Raw genomic sequence first — 16,809 nt, forward strand, 5'->3', positions numbered from 1 at the left:
AAGATGAAACGATGGATGGTTTGGGTTTGTGCGATGCCGGTCACGCTCGCGTGTGCCGCAGGCAGCGTACTTTCAACTCGTGCCATGGCACAAACGCCCAGTCGCACGTATGCCCCGATTCCGCTGACTCCGGGGCGGGAAGTCAACGATCGCTTAGCCGATACGGATATTCCAACCGGAGACGGCAACTTTGCGCGGGATTACCTTGTGCAATTGCAGGCAGGGGATCAGATTGCGATCGATTTGTCTTCGGATAACTTCGATACGATCGTGGCGCTGATGTCTACGCGAGGAGCGACGATCGCAGAAAACGACGATGGTTCTGATGGCACGACCAATTCGCTGCTGTTTACGCGGATTGCGCGGGCAGGAAACTACATTGTGCGCGTGAAAGCGTTTGGAGAGACAGCAGGAGGCCCGTTTAAGCTGAAACTGACCCGATTAAGACCTACCCCCTAAACAAAAGAGGCAACCGATATCAGTTGCCTCTTTTGTTTAGCTGAAGAAAAAATGGTTGTCGTTAAACCGCTTCAAAGTTTTTCTCACCTGTGCGAATCCGAACCACTTGGTCAACGGGAGTAATGAAGATCTTACCGTCTCCAATTTCTCCGGTTCTGGCTGCCACGATGATTTTGTCAACCACCATGTCCACCTGATCGTCTTCGACCACGATTTCGATTTTGAGCTTTTGCAGAAACTCTACCGTGTATTCAGATCCCCGGTAGCGCTCAGTTTGGCCTTTCTGCCGTCCAAAGCCTCGGACTTCAGAAACAGTCATACCGACAATTCCAGCATTCACTAATGCAATTTTGACTTCATCGAGTTTAAATGGGCGAACAATCGCTTCTACTTTTTTCAAGCCTTACACTCCTTAATCCTAATTTCTATCGTTCGGGCATGACACTATCTATCATTGTTCACAAAGTAGATTTTGCAACATTTGATACAGATTCATAACTGAGTCTGCCCGATCGTAGTGCTGTTTCCGAGTTTCGCACGGAGCGATAAAAATCGGAATTCCCTGGTTGCAATTCGTAATTTCAGAATCGCAATGCGTTACGAATCAAGAAATTACTTCGCCGAAGGATTGAGTAAGGGACGCACCAGCAGGAAGCCTGCACCAAAAGCACTCACAACGATGAGCAAAATCACAGCGCCGAGCATCCAGCCGTTTAGCTCGATGCCTGATTCTTTTTCGAGTTTGAGTTTGCGCCGGGGTTGGCTGTCTTGCTCGATGACCAGCTTGTCGTCGTCCAGTGGTTTTAGCTCAAGGTGCGGCGGGATCACTTCAGCTTCCGGCTCTACGAGCATTCTCGGCGGCATCACCGGGATTTGAAATGAAACGGGTTCGCTGTCGAGGGTCAAATCGATCCGGGGCGGTGCCACAGGCTTGACCGGTGCGATCGAGTTAGAGAACTGGCGTAGATTGAGTGCCGATTGAACGGCTTTTTCAATTTCCTGACGCAGTTGCTGATTTTGCTTGGTTAACTGCTGGTTTTGAGTTTTGATCGACTCCATTTCCGTTTTAGCTGCCTGGAGTTCGGCAACCACTTCTCGATAGACAGAGATGGGCACGGAGGGGGAATAACCAACCGACGGGGGCTGCGGGGGCAGGTTCACCGATCGGGAAGGCGTTTTTTGCGGCATTGGATTCATAGCAATAAAGTATTTCGGTCGAAGCGTAATGGAATGCCCTGAGAATAGCCGCAATTAAAGCAATCAAAGCGATTTTCGTCAAGATTCTTCTAGGAAAATTCCGATTTGGGGATCAATTTCAGGGATTGTACGGAGAAGTTCCTCATGCAGATGGCGATCGTCGTGTAAATCGGGTTGCTAAGATCAGTCAGGTTATTTTTTCAGATTCAACATGACACAAGCGCAAGAACGCCCAGAAGTGAAGTATGGGGAACGCCTGATCGAAGAAGGCAAGCTGATTACTTTTCCAAATCCGCGACCGGGGCGACGCTACACGGTTTCGATTACGCTGCCGGAATTTACCTGTAAATGTCCGTTTTCGGGCTATCCCGATTTCGGCACAATTTATGTGAACTATGTGCCGGATCAGCGCGTGGTTGAACTCAAAGCGATCAAGCTGTATATCAATAGCTACCGCGATCGCTACATTTCTCACGAAGAAGCCGCGAATCAAATTCTCGATGATATCGTCACTGCCTGCGATCCGCTAGAGATCTCTGTCAAAGCAGATTACACCCCTCGCGGGAATGTGCATACGGTGGTCGAAGTTAGCCATACGAAGCCCGTTTAAGCTGGCGCATTCCAAGCCATCCGACTGTGCTGCCGATCGCATAGGGCGGAAAGTCTGACCACAAAAAGGTATTTCCGAGAATCAATCGTCCTGGAAGTGTAGCGCGGATGGCTTGGAGAAAAGGAGGCTGCCAGAGTTGCAAGAATTCGATCACGCACGCAAAAATAAAAACGCCGATCGCGGTTTTAGCGATCGATATTTTCGGAAAACAGAATTGAACCAGTGAAGCAAAGAAGATTTGATAAGCAATACTTCCGAACACATCGCTAAACCAATCTGGAAATAGCGGCGAGAATCGCACGAAGTAACCGAGTGGAATGATGAGTGCGATCGTCAGCAGCAAAGAGACGCGATAAGGCATCTATACTCCATGTCCATCGCGACAAAATTCTGTTGAAAGAAGCTTGATATTGGATTGATGAAGCTGGGCAGTTTGCAAAAGTGCTTCAGTCGCTGCTCTCAATTCAGCGATTTCTTGACGCTGGGATTCGACCGTATTGTTGAGAAGTTCGATCGAAGTTCTTAGCGAAGCGTTGAGAGTATGTTGGCTTCCGATCTCAGCTTCAAGCCGATCAAGTCGAGGCCTATCTTGTATCACAGCGATTTACTCCTTAAGTTTGTGCAAGTTGGCTAGTTGGAGTCGATTCTGTTTGATTTTGGTCGATCGCGTCCAGGATTCCCAGAAATTCCCGTTCAAACGTGACTTGGGCGCGGTTGGTTCTGCCGCCAATGTAAATCGCGCCATCTTTCTCTAAGCCCCAAACTTGCGAGTGGGAAATATAGCTCATAATTACGCCTAGCATCAGTAGCCCGAAGCCGAGATAGACGATCGGAATACCCGGATCGGCTTTGATTTGTAATCCAGTGCTACCGATGAGATCCACGATCGCTAAGCGTACTCCTTTCACCTCGACTGCCATTCCTTTACGCACCGTAGCAATCAGCTTACCGTCCATGTCGTAAATTAACAGCAAGCCTTGTAAGTCTTTTGCCACTAGAGAAACACCATCGCTCATGTCTGGTTTTAACGGGAGCCAAGTCCCCCAAACTCGACCACCAACAGCATTCAGTTTTGCCATTGGAGATTGCAGCACCGGACTGTTATTCAGTCGGACTTGAATCGCTGCGATCGACCAGTCCGCCTGATACATCGTTACACCGTTATGCTTCATCGGCTCATTGACGTGAATGGTTTTGCGATCGATTTCCTTTCCATCTTTGTCCAGCACAGACAGATCCGAATAGAACTGATCAATCTCACCCGTGGGCAGATAGTCAATCCAAAATCGATTCACTTTTACTGACCAATCCTGGGGAATTTGCGGAGCCGCCCAAACTCCCGCATCGACTACGTGATTGATTTTGAACGTGCCGCCACTGGGAACCATTTCTTGAGCCATAAAGCCCGTGGTTGCCCCGATTACGCCACCCACCAAAACCAGAATCATGGCAGCGTGAACGACGATCGGCCCGACTCGCCCGATTAGTCCTTTGTGCGCATACAGCTTTTCGCCGTCCCGGAAAACCTTATAGTTGCGTTGTGCTAGCAGTTTTGAAACTTGATCTAAGTCACCCTTGGGGAACTCTGCGCTCAAGGCAAATTTACGAAATTGCCGCGACTCGCTGTAGAAGTTCCAAGTGCGGGAAAACCAGCGCAGCGCAGGTAGTTGGCGCGTAAAGGTACAAGCCGTTAAGCTTGCGCCAAACAGAATCAGTAAAGCTAAATACCACCACGTTCGATAGACATGATCCAACCCTGCGGTTAATAACACTTTCCAAGTTAGAAAGCCAAACAGCGCAGGATGTTCAGGATAATTAGATTGGTAATATGCGATCGACTGCCCTTGTTCGATCACAGTTCCAGTAATGCTGAACACGGCGATCGCCAATAGCAGTACGATCGCCAACTTTAAATCTGCTAAAACCGGAAGTAATTCTTTTTTGAAATACCGTTTTGGAACGTTCACAAATTCTGCAAGAGTCATAATCTAAAGCGCAAACCGCGACATTAACGAAAACACACCAAATCCAACCAATAAAGCACCGCTCACAGGCGTAATCCAACCCGACCAGCGCCGCAACTCTAACAGTTTTTTAATCGCTGCCGTGAACGTTCCCGCTAAGATTAGCGGTGCAACATATCCAGCCGTGTAACACAACAGAAGTGAACCCCCCAACACGGGATCTTTCGTCGTGGCAATCCAGGTCAAAATCGTCGCTAAAACCGGAGTGCTACAAGGCGAAGCTACTAACCCAAAGGTCACGCCTAAAAGATATGATCGCACCCCCGCAGGCAGTTCCTGAGAAATCCATTCCGTACCTCCAATCGACGGCATCGCAAAGGGTAACGCTTCAAGCAAATTCAAGCCCATCAAGATCGCGACGATACTGACCACGATCGGCAATCCCACGCCCACCTGCCCGTAAACTTTGCCGAGCAGCGTCGCTCCGATTCCCAATGCTGCTAAGGTGGTCGCCAATCCCAACGAAAACCAGGTGGATTGCGCTGCCGCTTGCCAGCGAGACTTTGCCTCATACCCGCCGATATAGCCAATCGTAATCGGTAGCATCGACAACGTGCAGGGAGTCAAACTGGTCAGCAATCCTGCCGCAAAAATCACACCAATGCTCACGGGAGTCAGATGTGCAAGCTGGGTTGAAACCAAGCGATCGGCGAACTGCGACAGTTCGTAGAGTTGAGTTTGGAGCGTCTCGAACATAGGGCAAATCTAAGAATATGAAGCGATTTGAAGCGCTTCTAATATTCTAGGATTTAACGAGACGGTCTGGGCTTGGTTCGTCGGGTTCGCGCTTCAGCAAACGAAACCACCTTAGAATTTTCGCCGATCGACATCACACTCGCTTCGCTACTTTCACGCGCCACCCGAATGAGCAACGCTGCACACACTAAACTCGAAATCATCGAATTCATCCCATAGCTGAAGAACGGTAACGGTAATCCCGTGGTTGGCAGTACCCCCGTCGCAACCCCGATGTTTAAGAGCGACTGACCCACCAGCATCACCATCACCCCGATCGCCACTAGCCGATGAATTGCATTCTTCGCACCCCGCGCCACAATTAATGCCAGCGTTGCATATGCAGCCAACATCAGCATCAATAACAGACCGCCGATTAAACCAAACTCCTCCGCAAACACCGCAAAGATAAAATCGGTGTACTGAATCGGCAAGTAAAACAGTTTTTGCTGCGATGAACCAAAGCCCGATCCGGTAATTCCCCCCGATCCAACCGCTAACAAACTTTGAATCAATTGATAGCCATCTTGCAGGGGATCAGCCCAAGGATTGAGAAAGGACATCACCCGCCGTCGCTGGTACTCTCGGATACTAATACTAAGCACTGCCAGAGTCAGACCTGCTGCTGCGGTTCCCCCCAGATAAAGGTAAGGCAATCCTGCCGCAAGTGCGACCAACCATAGCGTCATGCCGCAAAGCGCGGTGGTGCTTAAGTTCGGCTGAAGCAAAATTCCGACTAGCAGCAAACAAAATAGCCCGATCCAAGTCAGCCGCACTCGCCAAGTCAGCCGCTCCCATTGTCCAAAAATCCGCGCACTCTGTAACACCAGAAATGGTTTAATCCACTCTGACGGCTGAAACAAAAACGTGCCGACCTCAAACCAGCGCTGACCGCCATTCACTTCTCGCCCAATTATCGTAGTCAGCAGAATTCCGCCGAGTAATCCAATAAACGCAAAACTCGAAATGCCCTGGATATACCGAAGTGGGGAATGAATCAGGATATTGAACAAAATCATGCCGATCGCGATCGCGACCAGTTGCCGCTTAAAGTAGTGCAACCCATCACCGATCGCATCTCCGACAGGAAATGAGGCACTATACATCACCGCAAGCCCGACAAACAACCAGACGAACGTGAGCCAGCGCAACAATCGGGGAGTCACTGCCCAATCCATCGCGGTTGTGTCAAAAAACGGAATGTAGTGCCGCCAGTTCATCGATTTGTTAACTCCGATCGCAATTTTTCTAGATCATCCAGCAGAAACACCGTCAATTGTCCTGAGTAGGCTCTGCCGTTCTCGGTTTGGGCAATCTCAAGCCAGTAGGCAAAGCGTTCTCCCTGTCTTAACTCTCCTTGCAGCGCCGCAATTTGGGAATTTTGCTGAGTCACTGCTTCTTGGATGCGTGCCTCGGTTGGGTAAGATTTGACGCTCGTGCTTGCCGCAAAATCTTGAGCAATCTCCAATCCGTAAATCAATCGCACCGAGTCCCGGAGCCGATTCAAAGTCACGCCGTTTCGCATATCGAATAGCGACAGCGTTTCACTGCGAATAATTCGCCCTCCGGGTGCAAGTCGAGTTATTTTACCAGGTGGATACAACGACGCATCAAATGTTAGCTGTTGTGCGGCGGTATTGACGCGGCGAACTAAAAACTTTTCGTTTTGACTGGGGCGAATGGTGGAATTCGACTGCATCCACACAGCAGCTTCGTCGATCGTTTGTCCGGGGATCGCTTGTGCCGGGGTCGCCATCAGCATCAGTCCACCCATGATTAAGCCAATCTTTTTCATTGCTCCTACTCCAAACAAGACAGGCTTATGATTCACCCGTTTGGCTCAATTGCAACTTTGATTACTTTTCGTTGTTTCATGTCCTGAAAGACTTGCTCTAGGTTTTGCAAGGGTTGGCGATCGCTGATCAATAGCTCAAACGGAATTGTTTCACTTGCAAGCAGATCGAGCGCTGAGCGGACAAACTCCGGCGTGTTATGAAACACTCCTTTGAGCGTCAGTTCATTGTAGTGGAGTTGGTCAGTATTGACGGAAATTGTTGTATCACGTGGACAGCCTCCGAATAGGTTGACGGTCGCGCCCGGACGAGCGCAGGCGATCGCGGTTTCCCAGACGCTCGGAATTCCGGTGGCTTCGATTACAATATCTGCACCCCATCCGTCTGTTAGTTCTTTTACCAATTGCGGCAAATCCGGAATTTGCCGGTAGTTAAAGGCTTCTACCGCACCGAATTTTTTCGCGATTTCTAATCGTTGCTGGTTGCCTCCAAACACATAAAATTCTGTGTTTGAAGCCATAGCCGCGACGAACATTAAGCCGATCGCGCCATCACCCAGTAAAACAACGCGATCGCCGGATTTATAGTTTGATCTCGAAACGCCATGCAGCACACAAGCTAGGGGTTCTGTCATCGCGGCGATCGCATCTGGAAGATGATCGGGAATGGATAAAAGATTGCGCTGAACGATCGCGCTTGGAATTTTCAAATACTGGGCGAATGTACCGTTGTTGAAGCTGAGATCGGTACAGAGTGAGAATTCTTGGCGGTTGCAGAAAAAACAGGTCAGGCAAGGCGCGGAATTGTTGGCAACGACGCGATCGCCAATTTTCCAGTTTGTTACAGAGTTGTCGATCGCAACAATTTCTCCAGCAGCTTCATGTCCAAACAACGTCGGCAAGTTCAGCATTTTGGCGTGTCCGCCGCGTCGCCAGACTTTCAAATCTGTGCCGCAAGTTGTCGCGGCTCCGACCTTGATCACGACTTCCCCGGCTGCGGGTGTGGGGTCTTCTACCGTTTCTAATCGCAGATCTTCCTGTCCATAGAGTAATGCAGCTAACACAACGCTCCTCGGTTATTTGAACAAATTTATTGAACTGCGATCGCCAAACTAAAAAATCCGAAGCGGCGATGCAGCGCCCCAAATCTAATGCCCTCCAGCGCAGCCAGTAGCTTTTCACCAAGCGTCAAACAAAGATAAAGCAAACTGGCAAACAACGCAATGCTGATTAAACCGCCAACTACTCGTCGATTTGAAAATGCGGGAATTCCAAGCGAATAACGCAACGAGTCGGTTTACAAAAAGTCCGATCGTGCTACTATCAAGCGTATTAAATACGGTAAATCAATCGGATTATTGTATTTTAAATGAAGCCATCTCTGTAGATCGCTTCATTTAGCGATGCAGAACTTCCGTTAAATTACGAGGTTTGCTCATGCACTCCATTCTTCCGTCTGTTGTTTCGCGATCCCAATCTGCAACGCGAACGTTTAAGCGGCGATCGATTATTCCGCTTCAACCAGTGGCGCTTTGGCGAATTAAATCGGGAGTCGTCCGAACACTCAGTTGGCTAGAAGATGGCTCAACAATCACCCTGGGATTGTGTGGAGCAGGTGATGTTGTGGGGAAATTGCTCTGCGCGATCGACCCCTATCAAATCGAGTGTTTAACCGAAGTAGAGGTAACACCCCTTTCTCCCAATGAGTGGTGTCCTGATCCTGCTTTTCTTTTAGCGCGAGTCCAACAGGCTGAAGAGTTTATGCTGATTCGCAGCCATCGTCGAGTTGAAGAAATGCTATTAAAGCTGCTCACTTGGCTATCAAAGAAATTTGGGCGCGAAGTGCAACACGGTCATCTGATTGAGTTGCGCCTGACCCATCAAGACCTAGCAGAAATGTTAGGAACAACTCGCGTCACGATTACTCGTGTCCTTAAACAATTCGAGCAACAAGGTATTGTTCAACGACTACCCAATCAGGTGACATTACTACAACCGGAAGCAACTTGGCACTATGAAATTTAAAGCGCTAAGAATCAACTTGCTCAGATCGCGTAGCATCTAGGTTAATAGATGGTTCTGGAGTAAAAACAGCGACTACGGTGGCGAAACCAAGCGCCAAGAGAAACAGAACCGCGATCGTTTCTAAGTCTGACTTCAGCAGCTTTAACCAGGATTGTTTCTGCCCACCATCGAGCAGCGACAACAGTCGAGTAAGCATTAGAGATCACCGATGAATGATGTAATTGGACTTTTGCAGCTTGATACGAAGAGGCTCTACAAGATGTGACATACAATTTCCTGAAGCGCTACCACAGAACTTAGCCCGAATAGTTGTGTGGAACTCTAAAAATTGTTGTCTGCAATATCCGGTTCCAGGAGCGATTAGCAAATTGCGGTACAAGCCCATTGCAGTGTAAGTCCATTGAAAGTGGTTAGTTATTGATAATATTCAGCTTCCTGGTAGTTGAACACTCTCGACCAAGCGGAGCAACTCTTGCGGCAAGTGAAGCATTTCCTGCCACAACTGAGCGGGACTAATTCCAAACAAATACTGCAACCCAAGAACGATCGCAATGATTGTTAGGAGCAATCCTCCGGCCCCGCTTAAAATTCTTAATAGGAGTCGGAGCAGTAGAAATGCTACAACGATCGCTGAGATAACTAACACAGTTTGTGAATCGACAGATGCCAGCAAATTATCCATAGCTTTAGAGCAAGCTTTAGAGCAAAGAAGTCCGCAACATTATTCTATTATCGTTAAAGCACTGGATGAGTTTAGGAGTAGCACTTACTTGATCGCTGCTATTGACTGACATAGCGGAAAGCAAACGGTAAACGTTGTTCCTTGATTCTCACCTGCACTTTCTACCGTGACTGATCCTTGGTGCAGTTCCACCAGTTGACGCACGATCGCTAAGCCCAAACCTAATCCTTTCTCAGAAGCTGCATTGGCTGCATCCTGACGAAAACGATCAAATACATAAGGCAGAAACTCCGAGTGAATCCCGATTCCAGTATCAATCACTTTGATTTGAGCCGTGGATTGATTGCTAGTCAGTTGCACGGTGATATTTCCACCTTCAGGCGTGAACTTAATCGAGTTGGTCAGCAGATTCAGCACGATTTGCTGCAAACGTTTGGGATCGCCAGAAATTGTTGCATCGAGATCCACTGCATTAAAGTCAATGTAAAGCTGCTTTGCTTCTGCTGCAAGCCTCACACCCTCAATTGCTGCTGAAATTACACTATATAAACTAACCGCCATGAGTTTGAGCGTCAGTCGCCCATGCACCATTCGAGACATATCCAGCAGATCTTCGATCAGTTGAGATTGAACTTCGGCGTTGCGCTCGATCGTTTCTAAAGCACGCTCAATTGAATCGGGATCGAGCCTGCGGGTACGGAGAATTTTCGCCCAACCTAAGATTGCGTTGAGCGGGGTTTTCAGTTCGTGCGTCACGATCGCAAGAAATTCATCTTTATCTTGGTTTGCGGTTTCTGCTTTGACCCGCGCTGCTTTTTCCAGCGTTAACAATTGAGAACGATGTAACTCTTGATGCTTTATCTGCGTGATATCTTGTGTAATTCCTAGCATTCGCACAGGTTTACCTTGTTCGTTCCGGTAAATTTGTCCTTTGCAGCTTAACCAGCGAATTTCTCCAGTTGGCTTGATGATGCGATATTCATTCTGTAGTTCTGTTGCAGACTGCAAGGCATGAGACAACCTTGCTTGTGCTGCGGCACGATCGCTAGGATGAACCATCGTTTCCCAGTCTTGAAGCATGGTCGGGCAGTTATTGGAGTCAAGTCCAACTAGCTCGATATAATTCGGCGACCAGGACAACCGATCCGTCACTAAATCCCATTCCCAAGCCCCCATTTGTGCCGATTCGAGCGCTAAGCGTAGGCGATCTTCCCTTTGTTTTAGCGCGATTTGGCTGTAGTGCAGTTGTTGTCTTAGGTGCTGCTCGTTGTCGAATGCAGTTCGGTGACGCAGGATGGCGCTTTGTAGCGTATGTCGTAGCACTTCCGGCGTAAGACTGCGATCGAGAATATAGTCTTTTGCGCCTGCTTGCAGAAACTCGTAGGCAATTGCAGTTGAAGAAACAATCACTACGATCGGCAAGACTGCCTCGTATTGTTCAAACTCTGTCAGGTCAGCAAGCTCTGAGTTGAATAAGATTACTTGAGGAATTGTGTGCTGCAAAATTTTCAGCGCAGAGCAGCTAGAATCAGCCTGAAGAACTTGGTAATTGATCTCATCGCTCTGAGATAAATACCGCTCGTAGGCTTGTCGATCGTCGGGGGAGCGATCGACAATCAAAATAGTACAGTGCTGCTCCATGATCGCTCTGCCGGGGTGAAACTTCCGAGAAGACGCAGACAAGATTTCGGAGTAAAGGAACGCATAAACGTGAAAAGCACCTCTATCCTAAGTGATAAAGATGATCTTTAGATTAAGAGAAAGTATGAATATTCTTTAAGATATCTCAGTTGACTTTGCGATCGCAAGCAGAGCATCGAGCAAACTTGCTGAAAAATAGTTAGGTCGTGCTTAAGTTTAAGAATTTAGAGATAAGTTTTTTACACGCAGTTAGGGATCTCCGACTGCTTGAAAGAAACGGAGATCCCTGTGTTTATCCTTAGTGTCCTGCTTTCGTTGTGTCGTCGTCTCCCTGAGTCGTTGAACCGGTTTCAGTCTGAGAAATCACAGTTTTCCCAGCATTGTTGCCGCTATAGTATTGCCATTTCCAATCCTCTACTTCCGGCATATCTTTCCCGTGCTGCACGATGTAGCGATTGTGTTCCGTTAGTTTATCCCGTGCGATTTGTTTGACATATGCGCCAACAGTGAGCAACTTCGGAACTCGATCGATCACATCCTGCACCAGATGAAAGCGATCCAAATCATTCAGCACAACCATATCAAACGGAGTTGTCGTTGTGCCTTCTTCCTTGTAACCGCGCACATGCAGATTAGGGTGATTGGTGCGGCGGTAAGTGAGACGGTGAATTAGCCACGGATAGCCATGAAACGCGAAGATTACAGGCTTATTGGTCGTGAAGATTGAGTCAAAGTCACGATCGGACAATCCATGTGGATGTTCTGATTGCGGTTGTAGCGTCATCAAGTCCACCACATTGACGACGCGAATTTTCAGATCCGGGAAGTAATGCCGCAGAAAATCAACAGCAGCCAACGTTTCTAAAGTGGGAACATCCCCTGCACAAGCCATTACGACATCTGGTTCAGATCCTCGATCGTTGCTTGCCCAGTCCCAGATTCCAATCCCTGCGGTGCAATGATTAATGGCACTGTTCATATCCAGCCACTGCAATTGGGGCTGCTTTCCAGCAATGATCACATTAACATAGTGACGGCTCCGCAAACAGTGATCTGCAACAGATAACAAAGTGTTTGCATCCGGTGGCAAATATACACGAGTTACACTCGGTTTTTTGTTCAGCACCACATCAATGAAGCCGGGATCTTGGTGCGTGAATCCGTTATGGTCTTGTCGCCAAACATGAGAGGTCAATAGATAGTTGAGCGATGCGATCGGTCGTCTCCAGGGAATGTGACGACAGGCTTCTAACCATTTAGCGTGTTGATTGAACATTGAATCAACAATGTGGATAAAAGCTTCATAACAAGAGAAGAATCCATGCCGTCCGGTAAGCAAATAGCCCTCTAGCCAGCCTTGACAAAGGTGTTCACTCAGCACTTCCATCACGCGCCCATCGAGTGAGATGTGATCGTCGCCTGGAAGAATTTCGCCTGTGAAAATGCGATCGGTAGCTTCTAAAACCGCGTTTAAGCGGTTGGAATTGTTCTCATCCGGGGACATCACGCGGAAATTTTGAGTGTCCTCGTTGAGCCGCATCACATCGCGTAGATATTTACCCAATACCCGCGTAGACTCGGTTTCGACTTGCCCCGGAGATTCAACCGGAACCGCAAAGCTCTCGAATTCCGGTAGTTTGAGCGCTTTGAGTAAAGCACCACCGTTGGCGTGAGGATTTGCTCCCATTCTGCGATCGCCCTTGGGTGCGAGTTCCGCTAATTCAGGAATCAGCCTTCCGGTTTGATCAAACAATTCTTCTGGTTTGTAGCTCCGCATCCATTCTTCGAGCATTCGCAGGTGATCCGGCTTGCTTGCCATTTCAGACAGCGGAACTTGGTGAGCGCGGAACGTATTTTCGATCTGAATGCCGTCAACGATTTTGGGGCCTGTCCATCCTTTCGGTGTTCTCAGGATCAGCATGGGAAACTGCGGACGTTCTTTAAATCCGTGAGTCCTCGCCTCTCGCTGAATGCCCTGAATTTCCTGAACAATCTTATCCAGCGTTCCTGCCATCAATTGGTGCATGGTTGCCGGATCATCCCCTTCCACAAAGTAAGGCTTATATCCGTAACCCACAAAGAGATGTTCTAGTTCTCGATCGCTCAATCGCGCCAAAACGGTTGGATTCGCAATCTTATATCCATTGAGATGCAGGATTGGTAGCACTGCTCCATCCCGCGCTGGATTAATGAACTTATTTGAGTGCCAACTGGTCGCCAAGGCTCCGGTTTCTGCCTCTCCATCACCCACCACGCAGCAGACGAACAAATCTGGATTATCAAACGCGGCTCCGTAGGCATGAGCGATCGAGTAACCCAACTCGCCCCCTTCATGGATTGATCCCGGAGTTTCCGGTGCAGCGTGGCTCGGAATTCCACCCGGATAAGAAAATTGCGTAAACAGGTTGTCTAATCCCGCTTCATCTTGGGTGATGTGCGGATAAAGCTCAGTGTACGTCCCTTCTAGATAAGTATTCGCAACCATCCCAGGCCCACCATGTCCAGGCCCAGCAATGTAAATCACATTCAGATCGTAGCGGCGGATCAACCGATTGAAATGGACGTAGATAAAATTCAAGCCTGGTGTCGTTCCCCAATGTCCCAGCAGACGGGGTTTGATATGTTCAACTTTTAAGGGCTGCTTGAGTAGAGGATTGTCTCTAAGATAAATTTGTCCAACCGAAAGATAGTTCGCAGCACACCAGTAAGCATTTATTTTCTGTAGTTCGTCTGGACTTAGTGGTGTAGAAATTGGGGCGGAATTTGCGACTGTCATGAGGATGATTGCATAAGGAAACCGCGCTCCAGTATCGAAAATGTTAATTAGTTTTATCTCTTCCAAAAGAAGGAATCTCAGTCAGGAAGGGTTCGTTGGGCGGGATTTGCAAGTAGGAAAGATAGATTTATGCGGACGCATTGGGAACACTAATCAAAAAGTTTGCAACTGCCGACGAACAAAGGGTGAAGTCTGATGGATCGAGAGCAACTGGATCATGCCCCCCAATCAAGCCAACTGAATGGAAAACTCGCTCCATCTCAGCAAAATCTGGATTTGCAGGAAATCGAAGACTTGCAAGCCACAAAAGCGCAACTGCAAAAAGATGTGGCGGAGTTACGATCGCAGCGCGAGTCCCTGCAAACCGTTGGCAAACCCAAACTATCGAAAGCAAAATTAGGACTCTGGTTAATCTTAGTCTCGACCCTTGCGCTTTCGATTCATAACGTGATTGTGCGAATTACGATCGGGCAGCGTGTGAATGTCCTCGGTTTGTTCTCGGCAGGCGGATTCATCCAACCGACGATCGGAAACTCGCTCTTAATTCTCTGGATGCGGATGCTGATCGTAGTGCCATTAATGATGGGCATTGCAGCATGGCTTTATCCTCCTGCATGGCAAGATTTACAGCGATTGATTTTGAGCCGCGATCGTCGCCCTTTGTGGCACATCGTCGCCAGTGGCACGTTTTTATTTCTGTCACAAGTGCTGATCTACATTGCGATCGCTCAGATCGGGCCCAGCGTGGCAGTGACGATTTTATTTATGTACCCCTTGTTCACGGTTCCTTTAGCTTGGTGGTTGTTCCACGATCGACCAACGCGCCTGCGGATTGCCGTCATGGTTCTGATCCTGATGGGCGTGATTCTTGCGGCGGCTCCCAGACTAATTGCCGCGAAAATTGGCGGGGGCATCATTGTGGCGGTGCTGTCCGGGATTGCATTCGCGCTGTATCTGATTTTGATGCAGCTTGGCTTTCGGAAAGCGCATCCCATCCCTGTGAGCGTGGTGCAATTTCTGACGGTTCTCGTATTGTCGAGCGTGAGTTTATCGCTGCCGATCTCGCTGGGAGTTTCGGTGCTGCCGGATGCCAGAATGGGCTTCTTCGGAGGCGGCTTGATTTTGGGAGCGTTTACGCTGGTGGGTTACTTGGCGAATAACTTTGGGGTGCGATATATGGGAGCGGCACAGGCATCGATCGTCGCCTCTAGTGGGCCGGTGATGACCGCACTTTTAGCCGCGCTGATGATTGGAGCAACGCTGGAAGGAGTGCAGATTCTCGGTATTTTGCTGGTGACGATCGGGGTGACTGCATTAAGTTTTGAGCGCATGAGAAAAACGACAAAATCCGCTTGATCCTGACTCGGTAGAATGAGAACGGCGTTGATTGAGAGAAACGATGCGATTTTCGGTGTCGAGTGGATCGGGACAAGTGTTGGCAAACGGTAGATTAATTATTCAAACGGATGAGTCAGGAGTGCAGCGATTGTGTTTTGAAAGCGATCGCGGCACTTTCATCGAAGGCGGCGAAATTTCTCTAGAGGGTGATCTCACTGAAGCTGCACAGGAACTCTACCGCCAGTTTTTCCGTGCTTGGGGCGTAATGGGGATTACGATGACTTCGATCGCGCCCTAGAACCCCCAGTTGTAGTTCAGGTTGTGATCACAGAAAGACGTAGCAAATACGCTTCAAAAGCCAGTTAAAGTCAATGGATTGCAGCGTTGCAAACAAAACTCAACGCTGCACAAGAACCTACGAAACTGGCTTGTTGCAAGTCGGCTCTCTGTATGCCCTAGAAATTAAGAAAGAACCTGAAATCGGCTAACAAGGCTAGACGATCGCATAAAAAAATTGCTCATAGCGAATTCGCAAGAACTCACTATGAGCAGATCAGAAACTTCGGCTTAGTTCTTCACTACGATTCGATCTTTCGTTTGAATCGCTTGTGTTTCCCTTTCCCAGCGACCGAAGTCCCATGCGTCGTTTGAACGCAAAGAGATTTCCCAGATTTCTCTAAATCTTAGAGTAACGGCTTAGAGTGGAAATTTTGGGTAGAAATCGGGTAGAAATCGGGTAGTTTATTTTGCTTGCTTGAGGCGATATCCGACTCCGTGTACGGTTTCAATGAAATCTTCTGGAGCACCTGCGATCTTTAATTTCTGCCGCAAGCCCTTGACGTGCGACTTAACCGTTTCTTCCGTCGGCGGATCTTGCAGCGACCAGAGCCGATCGATAATGTTTGATCGACTCAAGATTCGTCGTCCGCTTGTTGCTAATAACTCTAATAATGCGTATTCTTTCGGAGTGAGCTGCACGAACTCACCCGCATAAGTGACTTCATGGGTTCCGGGATCAATCTGCAATTCGCCCCAAGTGATCAAGGTTGGAGTGTTTAGCGTGCCTCGTCGCAGTAGAGCACGGATTCGCGCCATTAGTTCTTCTAGATCGAAAGGCTTTACCATGTAGTCATCTGCACCCGCATCGAGTCCGAGAATTTTGTCGGCGATCGTATCTCGCGCAGTTAGCATTAGAACGGGTGTAGTCGAATTGTTTGCCGCAGTTCGGAGGCGCTTACATAAGCTAATTCCATCGAGTTTCGGCAGCGTCACATCTAGCACGATGAGATCGTAAGACAGCGATGAAATCCAATTCCAGGCAGACTCGCCATCTTTAACAACATCCACTGAATAGGCGCGATCGCTTAAAGCTTCCGTCAGAATTTCTGCCAAATGCAGATCATCTTCAACAACTAGAACTCGCATATCAGGATAAAGGCTAAATCGATCGATACTTTAATACGAATGCAAGAGGCAGTTATTTTTTGCTTCTAAACTCTTTATTTTTTTCTTGGTTTTTGACAATAAAAG

The 16,809-nt window shown here is 48.4% G+C and carries 20 protein-coding genes; 5 read left to right on the forward strand and 15 right to left on the reverse strand.

The window, feature by feature from the left end; genetic code table 11:
- Window positions 1-3: 3 nt before the first annotated feature.
- On the forward strand, window positions 4-459 hold the full coding sequence (locus NC981_RS21960) for a DVUA0089 family protein (RefSeq protein WP_348244856.1): 456 nt from the start codon (window positions 4-6) through the stop codon (window positions 457-459).
- A 61-nt stretch (window positions 460-520) separates the two neighbouring features.
- On the opposite strand, the gene NC981_RS21965 is transcribed toward NC981_RS21960, so the two are convergent.
- Window positions 521-859: a P-II family nitrogen regulator gene (locus tag NC981_RS21965; protein ID WP_059000501.1), complete on the reverse strand. Its 339-nt coding sequence runs from the start codon at window positions 857-859 to the stop codon at window positions 521-523.
- 212 nt (window positions 860-1,071) lie between these two features.
- Entirely contained in the window at window positions 1,072-1,656 is a 585-nt protein-coding gene (locus NC981_RS21970; protein ID WP_348244857.1) for a hypothetical protein, read from the reverse strand.
- Window positions 1,657-1,867: 211 nt separating this feature from the next.
- On the opposite strand from NC981_RS21970, the gene queF reads away from it, so the two are divergent.
- Window positions 1,868-2,266, forward strand: coding sequence for a preQ(1) synthase (queF, locus tag NC981_RS21975; protein WP_348244858.1), 399 nt, complete (start codon window positions 1,868-1,870; stop codon window positions 2,264-2,266).
- Here queF and NC981_RS21980 read toward each other — a convergent pair.
- Genes NC981_RS21980 through NC981_RS22015 form a run of 8 tightly spaced genes read right to left on the reverse strand, consistent with a single transcriptional unit; the run spans window position 2,244 to window position 8,105 of the window.
- Window positions 2,244-2,627, reverse strand: coding sequence for a DUF2809 domain-containing protein (locus NC981_RS21980; RefSeq protein WP_348244859.1), 384 nt, complete (start codon window positions 2,625-2,627; stop codon window positions 2,244-2,246). The two genes, queF and NC981_RS21980, sit on opposite strands and share 23 nt — an antisense overlap.
- Window positions 2,628-2,864, reverse strand: coding sequence for a hypothetical protein (locus NC981_RS21985; RefSeq protein WP_348244860.1), 237 nt, complete (start codon window positions 2,862-2,864; stop codon window positions 2,628-2,630). It abuts the gene before it with no gap.
- A gap of 13 nt (window positions 2,865-2,877) precedes the next feature.
- A complete protein-coding gene (locus NC981_RS21990) occupies window positions 2,878-4,251 on the reverse strand; it encodes a cytochrome c biogenesis protein (RefSeq protein ID WP_348244861.1) in 1,374 nt (457 codons plus the stop codon).
- Between the two features lie 3 nt (window positions 4,252-4,254).
- Window positions 4,255-4,986, reverse strand: coding sequence for a cytochrome c biogenesis protein CcdA (locus NC981_RS21995; RefSeq protein WP_190376135.1), 732 nt, complete (start codon window positions 4,984-4,986; stop codon window positions 4,255-4,257).
- A gap of 53 nt (window positions 4,987-5,039) precedes the next feature.
- The gene (locus tag NC981_RS22000; RefSeq protein WP_190376136.1) at window positions 5,040-6,245 is read right to left on the reverse strand and encodes an FtsW/RodA/SpoVE family cell cycle protein; all 1,206 of its coding nucleotides are present in this window, start codon (window positions 6,243-6,245) and stop codon (window positions 5,040-5,042) included.
- Complete coding sequence (locus NC981_RS22005; RefSeq protein WP_348244862.1) at window positions 6,242-6,820, reverse strand: hypothetical protein; 579 nt, start codon at window positions 6,818-6,820, stop codon at window positions 6,242-6,244. The genes NC981_RS22000 and NC981_RS22005 overlap by 4 nt, the downstream gene beginning before the upstream one ends.
- 32 nt (window positions 6,821-6,852) lie before the next feature.
- Window positions 6,853-7,881, reverse strand: a complete 1,029-nt coding sequence (locus tag NC981_RS22010; protein ID WP_348244863.1) for an alcohol dehydrogenase catalytic domain-containing protein — start codon at window positions 7,879-7,881, stop codon at window positions 6,853-6,855.
- Window positions 7,882-7,907: 26 nt separating this feature from the next.
- Window positions 7,908-8,105 (reverse strand): hypothetical protein, encoded by a 198-nt coding sequence (locus NC981_RS22015; protein ID WP_348244864.1) that lies wholly within the window; start codon window positions 8,103-8,105, stop codon window positions 7,908-7,910.
- Window positions 8,106-8,254: 149 nt separating this feature from the next.
- Between NC981_RS22015 and NC981_RS22020 the strand changes: the two genes are divergently transcribed.
- Window positions 8,255-8,842, forward strand: a complete 588-nt coding sequence (locus NC981_RS22020) for a Crp/Fnr family transcriptional regulator (RefSeq protein WP_348244865.1) — start codon at window positions 8,255-8,257, stop codon at window positions 8,840-8,842.
- Between the two features lie 4 nt (window positions 8,843-8,846).
- Here NC981_RS22020 and NC981_RS22025 read toward each other — a convergent pair whose 3' ends face one another.
- From NC981_RS22025 to NC981_RS22040, 4 genes are all read right to left on the reverse strand, one after another.
- Window positions 8,847-9,038 (reverse strand): hypothetical protein, encoded by a 192-nt coding sequence (locus NC981_RS22025; protein ID WP_190376140.1) that lies wholly within the window; start codon window positions 9,036-9,038, stop codon window positions 8,847-8,849.
- 231 nt (window positions 9,039-9,269) lie between these two features.
- A complete protein-coding gene (locus NC981_RS22030; protein WP_348244866.1) occupies window positions 9,270-9,524 on the reverse strand; it encodes a hypothetical protein in 255 nt (84 codons plus the stop codon).
- A gap of 84 nt (window positions 9,525-9,608) precedes the next feature.
- Complete coding sequence (locus NC981_RS22035; protein ID WP_348244867.1) at window positions 9,609-11,165, reverse strand: ATP-binding protein; 1,557 nt, start codon at window positions 11,163-11,165, stop codon at window positions 9,609-9,611.
- Between the two features lie 298 nt (window positions 11,166-11,463).
- A complete protein-coding gene (locus NC981_RS22040) occupies window positions 11,464-13,941 on the reverse strand; it encodes a phosphoketolase family protein (RefSeq protein ID WP_348244868.1) in 2,478 nt (825 codons plus the stop codon).
- 195 nt (window positions 13,942-14,136) lie between these two features.
- Here NC981_RS22040 and NC981_RS22045 point away from each other — a divergent pair, with 195 nt between their 5' ends.
- Window positions 14,137-15,297, forward strand: a complete 1,161-nt coding sequence (locus NC981_RS22045) for a DMT family transporter (RefSeq protein WP_348244869.1) — start codon at window positions 14,137-14,139, stop codon at window positions 15,295-15,297.
- A gap of 43 nt (window positions 15,298-15,340) precedes the next feature.
- Window positions 15,341-15,577, forward strand: a complete 237-nt coding sequence (locus NC981_RS22050) for a hypothetical protein (protein ID WP_348244870.1) — start codon at window positions 15,341-15,343, stop codon at window positions 15,575-15,577.
- A gap of 443 nt (window positions 15,578-16,020) precedes the next feature.
- On the opposite strand, the gene NC981_RS22055 is transcribed toward NC981_RS22050, so the two are convergent.
- Complete coding sequence (locus NC981_RS22055) at window positions 16,021-16,704, reverse strand: response regulator transcription factor (RefSeq protein ID WP_190376146.1); 684 nt, start codon at window positions 16,702-16,704, stop codon at window positions 16,021-16,023.
- Between the last annotated feature and the right edge of the window lie 105 nt (window positions 16,705-16,809).

The sequence above is a fragment of the Leptolyngbya sp. DQ-M1 genome, from assembly GCF_039962505.1.
GTDB lineage: Bacteria > Cyanobacteriota > Cyanobacteriia > Leptolyngbyales > Leptolyngbyaceae > Leptolyngbya.